This is a genomic window from Alteribacillus sp. JSM 102045 (assembly GCF_041949975.1).
Taxonomy (GTDB): domain Bacteria; phylum Bacillota; class Bacilli; order Bacillales; family Marinococcaceae; genus Alteribacillus.
On the sequence record NZ_JBHFQG010000012.1, the window covers coordinates 87,697 to 102,658 of the forward strand.

At 37.5% G+C, this 14,962-nt stretch carries 12 protein-coding genes; 8 read left to right on the forward strand and 4 right to left on the reverse strand.

Annotated elements, in window-relative coordinates; translation table 11 throughout:
• The first annotated feature begins 17 nt into the window (after positions 1 to 17).
• From ACE1TI_RS10400 to ACE1TI_RS10435, 8 genes are all read left to right on the forward strand, one after another.
• Positions 18 to 434: a CoA-binding protein gene (locus ACE1TI_RS10400; protein ID WP_375007508.1), complete on the forward strand. Its 417-nt coding sequence runs from the start codon at positions 18 to 20 to the stop codon at positions 432 to 434.
• A 311-nt stretch (positions 435 to 745) separates the two neighbouring features.
• Complete coding sequence (gene parE, locus ACE1TI_RS10405) at positions 746 to 2,713, forward strand: DNA topoisomerase IV subunit B (protein ID WP_375007509.1); 1,968 nt, start codon at positions 746 to 748, stop codon at positions 2,711 to 2,713.
• Positions 2,714 to 2,716: 3 nt separating this feature from the next.
• Positions 2,717 to 5,188: a DNA topoisomerase IV subunit A gene (gene parC, locus ACE1TI_RS10410; protein WP_375007510.1), complete on the forward strand. Its 2,472-nt coding sequence runs from the start codon at positions 2,717 to 2,719 to the stop codon at positions 5,186 to 5,188.
• 56 nt (positions 5,189 to 5,244) lie between these two features.
• Positions 5,245 to 5,745: a metal-dependent hydrolase gene (locus tag ACE1TI_RS10415; protein ID WP_375007511.1), complete on the forward strand. Its 501-nt coding sequence runs from the start codon at positions 5,245 to 5,247 to the stop codon at positions 5,743 to 5,745.
• Positions 5,746 to 5,880: 135 nt separating this feature from the next.
• On the forward strand, positions 5,881 to 6,348 hold the full coding sequence (locus ACE1TI_RS10420; RefSeq protein ID WP_375007512.1) for a MaoC family dehydratase N-terminal domain-containing protein: 468 nt from the start codon (positions 5,881 to 5,883) through the stop codon (positions 6,346 to 6,348).
• Complete coding sequence (locus ACE1TI_RS10425; RefSeq protein ID WP_375007513.1) at positions 6,326 to 6,727, forward strand: MaoC/PaaZ C-terminal domain-containing protein; 402 nt, start codon at positions 6,326 to 6,328, stop codon at positions 6,725 to 6,727. The genes ACE1TI_RS10420 and ACE1TI_RS10425 overlap by 23 nt, the downstream gene beginning before the upstream one ends.
• Positions 6,728 to 6,760: 33 nt before the next feature.
• Positions 6,761 to 7,699: an MBL fold metallo-hydrolase gene (locus tag ACE1TI_RS10430; protein WP_375007514.1), complete on the forward strand. Its 939-nt coding sequence runs from the start codon at positions 6,761 to 6,763 to the stop codon at positions 7,697 to 7,699.
• 331 nt (positions 7,700 to 8,030) lie between these two features.
• Positions 8,031 to 8,936 (forward strand): tyrosine-type recombinase/integrase, encoded by a 906-nt coding sequence (locus ACE1TI_RS10435; RefSeq protein ID WP_375007515.1) that lies wholly within the window; start codon positions 8,031 to 8,033, stop codon positions 8,934 to 8,936.
• A gap of 92 nt (positions 8,937 to 9,028) precedes the next feature.
• Here the strand turns inward: ACE1TI_RS10435 and ACE1TI_RS10440 are convergent, their stop codons facing one another.
• From ACE1TI_RS10440 to ACE1TI_RS10455, 4 genes are all read right to left on the reverse strand, one after another.
• Entirely contained in the window at positions 9,029 to 10,168 is a 1,140-nt protein-coding gene (locus ACE1TI_RS10440; protein WP_375007516.1) for a tyrosine-type recombinase/integrase, read from the reverse strand.
• 299 nt (positions 10,169 to 10,467) lie between these two features.
• On the reverse strand, positions 10,468 to 11,421 hold the full coding sequence (locus ACE1TI_RS10445) for a tyrosine-type recombinase/integrase (protein ID WP_375007517.1): 954 nt from the start codon (positions 11,419 to 11,421) through the stop codon (positions 10,468 to 10,470).
• Between the two features lie 2 nt (positions 11,422 to 11,423).
• Complete coding sequence (locus ACE1TI_RS10450) at positions 11,424 to 12,617, reverse strand: tyrosine-type recombinase/integrase (RefSeq protein ID WP_375007518.1); 1,194 nt, start codon at positions 12,615 to 12,617, stop codon at positions 11,424 to 11,426.
• Positions 12,614 to 14,152: a tyrosine-type recombinase/integrase gene (locus tag ACE1TI_RS10455; RefSeq protein WP_375007519.1), complete on the reverse strand. Its 1,539-nt coding sequence runs from the start codon at positions 14,150 to 14,152 to the stop codon at positions 12,614 to 12,616. The genes ACE1TI_RS10450 and ACE1TI_RS10455 overlap by 4 nt, the downstream gene beginning before the upstream one ends.
• Positions 14,153 to 14,962 lie beyond the last annotated feature (810 nt).

Sequence of the window (14,962 nt, forward strand, 5' to 3'; positions counted from 1 at the left end):
TACAAGGAGGAAGATAAATGAGTACACTAAAATACCCAAGCCAAGAAGAGATCAGGAACATTTTAAAAGGCAGTCAAACCATTGCAGTAGTAGGATTATCCGAAGACCCTTCCCGCACTTCCTATCAAGTGAGTAAAGTCATGCAGAATGCCGGCTATAAAATTATTCCCGTTAACCCAAAGGCATCAGAAGTGTTAGGAGAAAAAGCGGCTTCATCCCTGCAAGAAATTGATGAACCCATTGATATAATAAATGTGTTTCGGCGCAGTGAACATCTCCCAGGTGTAGCCAAAGACGCAGCTGAAACTAATGCTAAAGTTTTCTGGGCTCAGCTGGGCTTAGAAAACGAGGAAGCATATCACATTGCTAAAGATGCCGGCTTGACAGTTATCATGGATAAATGTATAAAAGTAGAACATGCAAAAATAAATTAATGTGCAAGTATGGAACGCTCATTTCTTCTGAATGAGCGTTTCTTTATGCACAATTAGAACATTTGGTTGACGGACTGGCAAAGATACGCCCAATCCTGTGAAACCAGCTGATAACCAATGCTTTTCTGATACTGTTTATCGTTAAATCTTTAAACTTTCTTAACGAAATCATAAAGAAGGGTTAACATTTAACCTCATCACGATAGAATAATAATACCTTTTAAAAATCAAGGATGAAACATACGTTCTATTTATGGTATGTTATAGTGTAGATTACAGGTTTTGCTTTTTTTAGAAAGGAGAACAAGCCATTGAAACAAGCATTCGATTATAACGACGATGCCATACAGGTGCTCGAAGGACTGGATGCTGTCCGGAAAAGGCCAGGAATGTATATAGGCAGCACGGACACACGCGGTCTTCACCACCTCGTTTTTGAAATATTAGATAATGCTGTTGACGAAGCCCTAGCCGGGTTTGGTGATACGATAGATGTTATTCTTCATGGAGATAATAGTGTAACGGTGGCTGATGAAGGGAGAGGAATCCCTACAGGAACCCACCGCACCGGCCGTTCAACCCCTGAAGTCATATTTACTGTTCTGCATGCTGGTGGAAAATTTGGTCAGGGAGGATATGCCACAAGCGGCGGTTTGCATGGTGTAGGGGCTTCAGTAGTGAATGCTCTATCAGAGTGGCTGACTGTTACCATTCACCGTGATGGCGAGATTTTTTATCAGGAATTCGCTCATGGCGGACAGCCGATTACCCCTTTAAAAAAACAAGGGAGCACGAAAAAGACGGGGACCATTATCCGTTTTAAACCAGATCCTGATATTTTCAGCACCACGACGTACCAATATGAAACGCTCGCAGAACGGCTGCGCGAAGCTGCTTTTCTTTTAAATGGTGTAAGCATACGCCTTACTGATGAAAGAAATGCAGAAAAAGAGTCTGAAACATTTTCCTACGAAACTGGCATTAAAGCTTTTGTAGAATACTTAAATGAAGATAAAGAAGTACTTCATCCGGTTGTCTATTTTGAAGGCACCAGCCAGGATATTGATGTTGAATTTTCTTTTCAATTCAATGATGCCTATACAGAAAATGTCCTGTCCTTTGTAAACAACGTTCGCACAAAGGACGGCGGTACCCATGAATCAGGTGCCAAAACAGCCATGACAAGAGCGGTTAATGAATATGCGAGAAAAATGAATTTCTTGAAAGAAAAAGATAAAAATCTTGACGGCTCCGACATACGGGAAGGCTTTACCGCTGTCGTTTCTATTAAGGTGCCGGAAAACATGCTTCAATTTGAAGGACAGACAAAAGGGAAGCTGGGAACGACAGAAGCACGTTCTGCAGTGGACCAGGTCGTCTCCGATAAACTCACTTATTTTTTTGAAGAAAATCCTTCCGTAAGCTCTATGCTTATCAAAAAAGCAATCAAAGCCGCACAGGCTAGAGAAGCAGCAAGAAAAGCAAGAGAAGAAGCAAGAAGCGGCAAAAAAAGCCGGAAAAAAGATGTACTGCTAAGCGGAAAACTTACACCGGCGCAATCCAAAAACCCTGAAAGAAATGAATTGTATCTCGTAGAGGGGGACTCTGCCGGCGGTTCTGCCAAACAGGGAAGAGACCGAAAATTCCAGGCTGTGCTGCCACTGCGGGGAAAAGTAATTAATACAGAAAAAGCAAAGCTCGATGACATTATGAAAAATGAAGAAGTGCGTACGATTATATATGCCCTCGGAGCGGGTGTAGGTACCGATTTTGAAATGGATGACCGCAATTACGATAAAGTGGTCATTATGACAGATGCGGATACAGACGGCGCCCATATTCAAGTGCTGCTGCTTACCTTCTTTTACCGTTACATGAGACCGCTTGTGGAAGCAGGGAAAGTTTATATTGCGCTTCCGCCGTTATACAAAATAAGCAAAGGAAGTGGTGCGAAACAAAATATTGAATATGCCTGGGATGAAGATGGCCTGCAAGAGGCAATCAAGAAAGTCGGAAAAGGGTATGCGATTCAGCGTTATAAAGGTCTTGGTGAAATGGATGCCACACAGCTGTGGGAAACAACAATGAATCCTGAGACGAGAACGTTGATCCGGGTTACAGCGGAAGATTTGGCTCGTGCCGATAAACGGGTCACAACGCTGATGGGAGATAAAGTAGAACCGAGACGAAAATGGATCGAATCTCATGTCGCATTCGGCCTCGAAGAAGAAACGAACATTTTAGAAAACGAAAACCTTCATTTTGCCGAGGAGGAGTAAAGGGTGGCAGAAGCTGAAAAGTACTTAGATTTACCATTAGAAGATGTACTTGGCGACCGTTTTGGCCGCTATAGTAAATATATTATTCAAGAACGTGCGCTTCCTGACGCTAGAGATGGTTTAAAGCCGGTGCAGCGCAGAATTTTATACGCCATGCTTCAAGACGGAAACACCGCAGACAAACCATTTCGTAAAGCTGCCAAAACAGTTGGTAATGTGATAGGTAATTATCATCCGCACGGAGATTCTTCAGTATACGATGCTTTGGTAAGGATGAGCCAGGAATGGAAAGGACGAAACTTACTTGTTGAAATGCACGGCAACAATGGTTCGATTGATGGGGACCCGCCAGCTGCCATGCGTTATACGGAAGCAAGACTTTCTTCCATTTCTGCAGAGCTTTTGAAAGATATTGAAAAAAATACAGTAGAATACATCCCGAATTTTGATGACTCTTTAGAAGAACCAGTCGTTCTGCCGGCTATGTATCCTAATTTATTAGTGAACGGATCCACCGGCATTTCATCAGGCTATGCTACAGACATTCCGCCTCATCAACTTGGGGAGGTTATTGATGCTGTTTTAATGGAAATGGATAATCCAAATTGTACGGTTGATGAATTAATGACCGTTTTAAAAGGACCGGACTTTCCTACAGGCGGCATTATCCAAGGGGTAGATGGCATTAAAAAAGCCTATCAAACAGGCAAAGGCAAAATTGTCGTCCGTGCTAAAGCGGAGATTGAAGAAGTAAGAGGCGGACGGAAACAAATTGTAATTACAGAGATACCTTATGAAGTCGTAAAAGCAAATCTAGTTAAAAAAATGGATGAAATCCGCTTTGACAAAAAAATTGATGGTATCGCGGAAGTTCGGGATGACACAGACCGTACAGGGCTGCGTATTGTAGTGGAATTAAAGAAAGATGCGGACCCAAATGGTATTTTAAATTACTTATATAAAACAACTGATCTGCAGGTTTCTTTCAGCTTTAATATGGTAGCTATCCATAATAAAACCCCTAAGCTGTTAAGTTTAAAACAGCTGCTGCAAGCTTATATAGAACATCAAAAAGATGTAGTAACAAACAGGTCGCGTTATGAATTAAACAAAGCAAGAGACCGCCAGCATATTGTGGACGGGCTAATTAAAGCGATTTCCATTTTAGATGATGTTATTGCCGCTATCCGCGCATCCAAAGACAAAAAGGATGCAAAACATAACTTGATAGAGCAGTTCCAATTTACAGAAACTCAAGCTGAAGCCATTGTCACCTTGCAGCTTTACCGCTTAACAAACACTGATATTACGACCTTAGAAAAAGAAGCAGAAGAACTTGTAAAACAAATCCAAAAGCTTGAAGGAATACTTTCGAGCGAGAAAAAGCTTCTTCGTGTCATTAAAAATCAGCTCGAACGAATTAAGAAAACATATAACGATGAACGCCGTACTGTCATTGAAGACAAAATTGAAGAGCTGAAGATTGACCTTGAGGTTATGATTCCGTCTGAAGATGTGATCGTTACTGCTACGAAAGAAGGGTATGTAAAACGAACCAGTCCTCGCTCTTATTCAGCGTCAAACGAAGACCCACCAGGTATGAAAGAAACAGATGACCTGTTGTTCTTCGAGGAATTAAATACAACCGATACTTTGCTTTTGTTTACCAAAAAAGGAAATTACCTATTTATGCCGGTCCACGAACTTCCTGATATTCGCTGGAAGGATAATGGACAGCATATAGGAAACATTGTTCAGCTCGACCCGGATGATGCTTTAATTAAAGCTGTTCCTGTTTCGAAGTTCACGGAGGATCAATTCCTTATCTTTTTCACCAAAAACGGTATGGTGAAAAAGACAGTATTATCTGCTTACAAAGCCCAGCGATATTCAAGAGCACTTGTTGCAGTCAAAGTAAAAGAACAAGATGAAGTGGTTAATGTAGAGATTACGGACGGAACAAATGAGATCATTATTGGTACACACAAAGGCTACGGTCTTCGTTTCCATGAAGAAGAAGTTTCTCCTGTCGGTCAAAGAGCAGCCGGAGTAAAAGGTATCAATCTGAAACAAAATGATTTTGTCGTCAATGGTTTGTGCTTGAACGATCAAAAGGAAGACATTTCTCATATCGTTGCGGTGACCCAGCGAGGAGCTATGAAAAAGATGCCATTAAGCGAATTTGAGAGGAGTACGCGGGCAAAACGGGGATTGGTTATGTTAAGAGAACTAAAATCCAAACCTCACTATATCGTTGGCTTAGAAATTCTTGAAGACCCAGAAATATCTATTCAAATTCGAACAGAAAACGGGGAAGTCTCAGCAGAACTTCCTTCTCACTTGAGAAAAAGTGACCGGTACAGTAATGGCTCCTTTGTGATTGATACAGATGAAAAAGGAAAAGTTACGGATATTTGGAAGACAGTCGATCATCAAAAGCTGAACAATAATAACAACGAAGCGAAAAACAATTAAGTTACCGTAATATAATTATGTTAACTAAAAAAGAAAAGTAGAAAGGTTTTACAAAAATGAATGCTGGAACACATACAATTGGAGCCGCAGCAGCAGGAACAGCATGTTATGCATTTTATTCTATGCCATTTACGTTAGATAGTATCCATGGAGCAGTATTTATAGCAAGCACTGTAGCTGGAGGATTAATTCCTGATATTTGCCAGCCTTTTTCCTGGATTGGGAGAAGATTGAACCTAATATCTAAAACAGTGAATAAAATCTTTGGACATCGTACTTTTACGCACAGCTTACTCTTTTTAGTTTTTCTTTTTCTAGCTGCTGGTGCTATTCAACAGGATTGGGGATTGTCTTTTCAATATGGAATTACCATAGGAGCAGCAAGTCATTTACTGCTTGATATGCTCACACCGCGTGGAGTAGCTTTGTTATATCCTGTTAAATTTAATATAAGAGCACCGTTAACGACAAAAACAGGCTCGGTAATGGGGGAGGGCGCGATTGCTTTTCTCCTTATGGCCTGGATTGTTTACTTCAGCACTTCGCTTACCGGATAACTTATTTTAGTTTCCCTCTGTATTATGATTGCGGCAGAGGGAATCCTTATTTTATTTTGTGAGCATTTACCTAGAATGAATTTTCCGAATAGTGTAAAATTGTTAGTATCACGAAAGAAAGGGTGGACAGAATCGGTGTATAAACATTTAATTGGAAAACAATCAGAAAAAGTAGAGAATATCGTAGAACGAGGAGCCGTAAAAGCTTTTGTTCGTGCGATTGGCGACCCTCATCCTCTTTATACGGATAAAGAATATGGGAAAGAATCGAAGTATAAAAATAATATAGTTCCGCCAACGTTTCCACGCACATTTTCATATGGTACTATTCCAGGTTTGAACCTTCCGTCTGCAGGGTTGATTCATGGAGAACAGCAATTCGAATACAATAGACCTTTGTTAGTCGGAGAAGAAGTATATTGTTATTCAAAAGTAGAAAATTATCGTGAGAAACGCGCAGCTTCTGGTCATCTTGGTTTTCTCACACTATTAAATTTTGGGGAGGATAAAGAAGGAAATCAAGTCTTCTCATCAAAGTCCGTCCTCATTTTAACCGAGAAAATAAGAGAGGAGAATGAACGTGACAGCTATAACAGAGCTTAACATTAATGAGACGATCCCATCTGTAACGATGCCTCCTGTTTCAAGGCTCGATTTAATAAAATATGCCGGGGCTTCAGGGGATTTCAATCCTATTCATACCATTGATAAAGACGCTGAAAAAGCAGGCCTTCCAGGCATTATAGCTCACGGAATGTGGACCATGGGTAATCTCAGTAAACTATTTACTCCGTTTATGGAGCAAGGCTTTATTCAATCCTTTTCTACTCGTTTTACCGGCATGGTATTTTTAGATGATGTGCTAACACTTTCTGCTGAGCTTACAGAAAAACAAGATGATAAACTTTATTTTAACGTCAAAGCTGAAAAACAAGACGCTACTATAGCCGCAAAAGGTACAGTTATATTTAAACTATATTAAACCATTAATCAATCAGCATATTGGAGGCTTTTTATGTTCAAGGAGCTGGGAATCGAGCAAGTAACAATTGATCTGCCATTTCGTTTAGACCATGTTCATTGCTTTCTTGCAGAGGGCGAAAACGGTTGGACCGTTATTGATACAGGTTTACATAACAACTACACCGTTGATTTGTGGGAAAAAGAGCTGGAAGATAAAGAAGTTCATAACATCATTATTACCCATTACCATCCCGATCACTTTGGATTTGCAGGAGGACTGCAAAATAAAACGGGGGCACGTGTCTCCATGACTAAGACAGACGCATATTTAGGAAGACATTCATGGACGAATGAACTTATTAATGAATTACGAAAGAATTACAAGTTAGCAGGTGTGCCAGATGAAATGGCAGACAAAATGAAAAATAATACAAAAGAATTTATTCGGAATGTAACCCCTTATCCAAGCATCGATCACTATTTAAAAGAGGGGGAGAAGGTTCAAATTGGGCCTTATGAATATGAAATCTTTTTTACCCCCGGGCATTCAGATGGGTTAGTGACGTTTTATAATGAAGAAAAAAGCGTATTATTAGGTACGGATCATATTCTGCCAAAAATCACTCCGAACATTTCTTACTGGTTTCACGGAGAAGAAAACCCTTTAGAATTATATTTAGCATCTTTAAATAAAATCAAAGCATTAGATGCAGAATATGTTATTCCATCACATGGAAAGCCGTTTCATAATGCAAACGCACGGATTAATGAAATTAAAGAGCATCATGAGGAACGATTAGAAAAAATTCATTCCATTATAGAAGAACCGTGCAGTGTATATGATGCAAGCTGGCAATTATTCGAAAAAAAGCTTAATGTTCATGAAACCCGATTTGCAGTCGGAGAAACGCTTGCTCATTTAGAGTATCTGCGAAAAAAAGGAGAATGTCAGAGAGATTTAGATAACGATTCCTGGATATATTACAAATAACCCCGAACCAGAAAGAATGTTAACGAATTTATTTAAAATAATTTTATTTTCTGTCTCATTAACATGAGTTTACTTAAGTTTTGAGACAGAATTTGTTTTGAAACATAACTTCCGATAATATATATTATGTTAACTTGAAATAAATCCCAACGTACCATAAGTTCCCGTTCGCATGTTGATGTAATTTTCATTATCGTCAACATCCTCTGCTTTGGTTGACGATAATGACTTCAACATCGCATAATCTTCGTGGTCGTCGGCATAATTCACATGGTCGTCTGATAATCTTCCGTCGTGTCCAATAATTCATTTTTATTGGAGGTTCTTTGTTATGGAATTCACGCATGCTGTTGATGATTTTCTCATGCATCTCGAAGTCGAAAAAAATTATTCAACAAACACGCTGCGCGGATACGCGTATGACTTAAAATGTTTCGAAGATTTTTTGCATCATCACGACCGTTCTACAGCCTTAAATGAAATCAATCCTTCTACGGTTCGCCGCTATATTCAAGATCAAGTTTTAAATTTTGGGATCAAACCTCGAACCATGCAGCGACGAATCTCGAGTTTAAAGTCATTTTGCCAATTTAGTTTAAAAGAAAATTATATAAACCTCGATTTTACCGCTGGGATTCAATCACCTAAAGCAGATAAAAACTTACCCAGATATATGCGTCTAGATGAATTAAAACAATTATTTGCGTATTTAGAACAAGAAAACGGACCGTATGCGCTTCGAAATGAGTTACTATTCAAATGTCTTGCTACTAGCGGCATGAGGCGTCAAGAATTAGTGGATCTTAAATGGGAACACATTGATTTGAATAATGAAACGATCCTTATACGAGGAAAAGGAAATAAGGAACGACTCCTCCCTCTTCATCAGATGGTTATTCCGCTGTTTCATCAGTACCGAAAGCAGCTATTGGCACATCAATTACATGATTCACAACCCGTGTTTATTAACCGATATGGAAACCAAATGAATCCAAGAGGGCTTCATGTCATGTTTAAACGTATTCTTGAGAAAGCAGGATTACCGCCCCATCGCTTCTCGTTACATCATTTAAGGCACACGTTTGCTACGTTACTCCTACAAGATGATGAAAACAATGTGGATGTTCGTACACTCCAAGAGTTGCTCGGACATGAGAGCCTCGCAACAACCTCAATGTATACGCATATTGACTTTAAACAAAAGAAAAAAGCGATATCATCATTTATGATGAGTTAAGACCGTGGTCCAATAAAAAGCAGACTCAATCCACTTGGGTTGGTCTGCTTCTTCTGCGCTTAAATTATTTTTTAAGAAAATATAATAAACGCTCATAATAAGTTATTCTTATTATGAAATTCTCTCATCACCTGTAAAAACATATCAGGATTTCTATCGGAAAGCTCAAGAAGAAATTCCTCCGAATACGGTAACGTCGTATTGGGCGCATTATTATCTTGGTGCTTGTCCATTTGTTGGTTTTCAATTTTTTGTTGGTGTTCTACTTGAGTTTCATGAGAGCCATGTAAATGCTCCTCTAACTCCTTTTCTATATCTGTGAGGGCATTGCGTATTTGATGAATTTTACGTTTGTGCCTTTTAATATATTGCTTAATGGTTTCAGACGATGTATGCCCAAGTAAAAATTGAATATTCTCTAACTTCACGCCTTTCTCATCAAGCAATGTGGCGATACAATACCGGAACCCATGTGGAGTGATCTTTTCTTCATTCTTCCAGTCTAAACACTCGCATAATTTATCAGTGATACGGTTGAGCTGCTTTTCACGTAATGGGTGCCCTTTTAAGCCATAACATAGAGGGTCTTCTTGAGATAAATGTTGTTCATCAATATATTTTTCAAGTTGCTTCAAAAACACTGGAGGAATAGGGAGGAATTGAATTTTGTGTTTATTGTTATCTATTCCCTCGTTATATACCAGAACTTCCTGTTCCCAGTTGATATCACCCACTTTTAAGGCAGACAATGCGTGATTGCGAAGCCCAGTATATATTAATATTTTTAATGGAATATCAACGTCTATGCCATCTTTTTTTAGATCATGAATGGCTGAATAAACCTCTTTTAATTCCTCCATATCAATCAGACGACAGAATGAACCTGTATGAGAACCTGGCACTTGTACAGCCTTGAACACATTATTTTCCACGATTCCTAAATTTAAATAAAAGCTGTATATTGTTGATAACGACGCAATTCTTCTTGTGATGGTTTTGTAAACTGCCCCGTTTTCTTTTTGTTGCTTTATCCAACGGTTAACTACTTCCAGGTTAGCACCGTTCTCTAGCGTCGCATCCAACTCCATGTCCATTAAAAATTCTTCAAACGCTTTTACATCTGTTACATATCCATCAATTGTATTTTTTGCCCAGTAACGATAGTCTTTCATGAGGTGTAAAGCGTCTATTATATCTGTTTCTTCAGAAACACATTCTTGGATTGCTACCATTTAAGTGTAACCCTCCCATCTAAACTGTTTTATCACTTTTCATTAAACTATAGAAATATTAGTCTATGTAAAGTGATAATGAATAAAACTTTAATGAATGGTGAAGAAGCCAATTTTAAAGGGAAGCAACAGCCCCTTGGAAACTTAAACCATGAGCAATATGCTCATAACAATAGTGATGTTTCCTTTGTAAAGCTAAAAAATCTGGACAAGCATAAGCATTGTCCGATATTTTTTTGATTCAGAGTGTCTTTAACAGTAATGCACTCAAAAATTACCGTCTAGTTTAATAACTTCGACTAGTTATCGTTTTTTAAAGAAGATATCTCCAATGCTTTCTTTAAGTCTTCATTTGGAGACAAATAATGCATTGTAGTATCCAATTTTTCATGACGCAATTGTTTTTTGATTGAAATGGTGTTTATTCCCCTAATATACAATAAATAAGCCATTGTATATCTTAAATCGTGTAACCTTACGTGCCTTTTAATTTCGGCTTCTTCATAGACTTGTTGAATCATTTTTTTCAATCGATAATGATTTAATGTCTTTCCCTCATAAAAAAACACTTCCTTATCTCTTCCATTTGCCCAGCTTTGCCATCTCGGATGATTAAAATATTGATAAAATTCTTCCATTAAGAGTTCTGTCATCCAAACTACGCTTGCATGTGTTTTATGACCCTTTGTTACTTCAACAGTTTTCCTATCAAATTTGACTTGTGATTTCCTTAACATACAAACTTCCTGCGCGCGTAATCCACAAGTTAAAAGTAAAAGAATTAGTACAAAATAGGATTTAAAAAATGGATCAAGTTTATAAGCAGCGTTTAGCAACTGTAAAGCCTCTTCAAGACTAAATGCCCGATCCCATTTTTTTAAATCATAGTAAGGGTTTGAATAATACCGAAGTGGGTGTTTATCGATCAAACCCACTGTCTTTAAAAATAAGAAAAAGTTTTTTATCGCTGAAATATTGGTGTAAAGGGTAGCTTTTGAGGTGCCTAACCCTTTTAAATAATCAATATATTCATCCATGAATTCTTCATCAAAAGGCTCATAGGAATCGTTACTTTCAATATAGTAGAATTTATCAAAATCTAGTTTCCTTACAGGATTTTGAAGCATAATAAATTCCCCCAACTTTTTAAGTTGGCTCGTTTGGCTACGTAAAGAGCTTTTAGCTAAGGACGAATGTTGTAACCAGGTTTTATAATATTCAGATTCCAGCAAGATATTCGATGATTGTTTCAATTTTATTCTCCCTTCCAGTTTCGTAGGTAGTTTACTTGAAATTCGGACAAAGCATGACATTCGATGTCTTGTCTCATTTGTTCGTCTGTTTGGTTTAAATAGACCTCGGTCGATGCTAGGCTTTTATGTCCTAAAAATTTAGAAATAGAATTTATATTAATACCAGATCTTAACCCCATTAGACTAAACGAATGACGAAATCCGTGTGTGCAACGGTTTATTAGTTCTTCCTCTGTAATGGTTGTCGCTTTTCTGCCAAGAGCCTTTACCATATACTGAATTGTACGATCCTCAATTGGTTCTTTCCCTACTGGTAAGGATCGTCTTATCGATCTTTGTCCATCGAAACCTTTTTCTGCGGTTTTAGGAAATACATACAAATCACCGTGATTCTTTTTTAAAGCTCCCCAACTATCTTCTAGATGACCGTACATAAAATGTACATAACTCATGAGTATTTCTAAGCCTGTTGAAACAATAGGAGTTGGTTCAGCTTGAAAATTCTTTCTTTTTTTTCGAAAAACCTCTATCATCTGGTTATCGACATCAATATTTTTTAGTTGGAGTTGCGTCAACTCATTTAACCGAATTCCAGCAGCCAAAAATGTCGTAATAATGGAATAATTCCTTAAACCATTGGAAGTATGCTTACTCAAAATGAGTAATTCATGAATCTGTTCCGGTGAATAATCCTTTGGAAGATCATTTTTTTTCCAACTAAGTTCAAGAGCTTTGCCAAAAACCTCTCTATTCTCCTCATAAAAATCTTGAACCACTGTTCGAATAAATTTTCTTAAAACAGCCTTTTTCTTATTTAAAGTATTGTGGTTTTTAGCTGCCTGTTTTAAATATTTCATTAACGTCATTGTAGGAAAAATGACCTCTGTAAAAGGTGTTTCTCCTTTATTTGGAAACTGCGGATCCTTTATTACAAATTGTTTGAGTTCTTTTATTACGGACTTATATGACCGTTGTGTGTTCTCCGAAAGTAAAGCATAATGATCACTCTTGATAAAAATTTCTATAGCCTCGTTCATTGTTGGAACTTTGACGTCGGACTCTTTTTCGTAACTTGATTGTATACCAAAAAGATCGAAGGTAGCATCCTTTAAATCTTCTATATTGTACATACTTAACATTTCCTGTAATGCAGATGTGATTTCTTGCTTTTTGGATTGTTTTTTATTCAACGTCATTTAAAATCACCCCTAAAATGAACGTCCATCTTATTGATTTCCTTTTTTAAAAATTCATTGTCAAAATGAATATACATTGCGGTTGTCCTATCGGAATTATGTCGGGCTAATTGCCTTATTAAATTAGGTGAACAATACTCTGATAACCGCGTAACAAATATATGACGGAGTAAATGTAATCCACCCTCATATTTCCAACCAGCAATCATCGTGTATAACTTATAATTCTGGTAAAGTTTGATTCTATATTTTTTGGGTTCAGAACTGAATACATGCCCCTTGCTCTTAACAACCATTTCCTTGAACATCTCACAAATAGCCTCAGGCAGTGGTAAAACGCAGTTCTTACCCTTAGTATCGTTTAAGCTGATTGTTTTTGTCCCTAAGTTAACGTCTTCCCAACGTAGCTGTGACACTTCAATTCCTCTAAGCCCTATTACGAGCATTAATGAAAATGCTAAACGTTCCTTGACAACATCATCAGAATAGATTTCAACTACATTAAACAATTTTTGTATTTCTAGATCAGTTGGAATTTTCCTGAATTTGTAGTTATCTGCTTCCAGGTTCGTAACAGTGCGCCCCACATCTCTATTCACTTTCTTATCTTTATAAAGAAGCTTAAAAAACTTCTTTACGTCTACTAAATGTTGACGTGCGCCATTTTCGGTAATTTGCTCTTCTTTCACCTGTCTAATTAGGTAAAGTTTGTAATCTTTAAGGTGTTCCTCCGTAATGAAATGAACAATTACCTCATTAATAGAGCAACCTTTAAATCGCTCGTACACAGAACATAACCAAATGAAAAATCGTTTAGTTGGCTCAATTAGGTTATTTCTGATACTAGCCTCTTTATTGCCTTTTTTTCTTTGTTGTATAGAACAATAATTTACCATAGGATGGTTAAAAGAGTATTTGAATCTCGTAGCTTTCAACCCAAGGTCAATTTTTTCAAAAGGAGACATTTCATTCAAAAAATTACGATAATAATCGGTCTCCATTTTAGAAGTTAATAAATTTAAAGCTTTCTGATAAACCTTTGGATCTGTAAAGTCCTCTCTTTTTAAGTCTGAGACCGTTTTATTTCTTACTGCGGTAGTCACGGATAAAACTTTTTCCAAAAGAAACAAAATTGTACGGAATGTCCATGGATCCAAATGCACTTTTTGGTCTAAATATCCAATTACTGCCGGGCAATTGTATCTCTTTAAAATGACGTTATCCCGGTACCATAAATTGATGCCTTTTCGTCCGATATGGGTTTTGTCTTTTCGATTATTAATTGTCTGAATCCGTTCTAAAATGGTTTTTATCACCCTTTCAATATTTTCAGAATCATCGTATTGGGTATTATGATCACTTCTATGGAAAAATATGTCACTTTTTGAAAGGTATGTCGGATAATTACCATACCAAGAAATACTTTTCGAGTTTTTCTTAAATAGCTCCAGATCCTTGTCACTCCAAATTTGATTAATATCAGTAATGATGTTACTTTTATACTGTGCCTCACGATTGGTTTCTTTATCTTTCATCTTTAATTACCCCCAGCTTGCTTCGCCTTAGTATTGTAAATGAGCCCTTATACGGAATGAAATATTGTCTGCTCATCTATTTACATGGAATCATATTAAAGACGTAAATAACGAAACGAAAACAACATTTGATTGTGTATTGAACACAAATAAATTGTTATATTAGGGGTTTCAAAATAAATGGAAAAAATAAACATGAGCATTTTGCTCATATTAATATTGTGAAATTTCTTCGTTAACTACCTTAATCTAGGAGATATATCGTGAAAGACATGCATCACCAGCTACTGCAATCTTCTCCATTTAGTTGAATAAAAACCAACAAAAAAGACCGTCCTCAGTTGCGATCCAAGCAAGCCTAGAGGACGATCTTTTTAATTAATATTATCGATAATGCTCTGTTGACGAATGTCAAATTATTGTTTATGGCATTCTTAAACGTCGGCATAAGATATGATGTTATTATTTGTGATGCTTTGACTTCCACGATTAGTCTCTTGTCAGACCGTAGTCATGAAACACTAGAAAAATGTCTTATCAACTGCAGTTGCGCTCGACAGGTTCCCAGAAACCGTTTTTCACGCTTTAGAAAAGTGATTGACAAGGTGTTTCCACGAACAATCCAGACCAATGATCTTTTTCATCTTATTCAAAACCTATGGTCATTACATGACCGTAATAAAGTAAGCGTCAAATAATCCCCACCTTTCAAATGAGATGGGGATTTCGTATGCTTTAAGTATTCTGATTTGGCACGTGACAGATCTCGGGAAGCTCCGGTGACCATGGAAGGATCAGATCCAGGTTAGA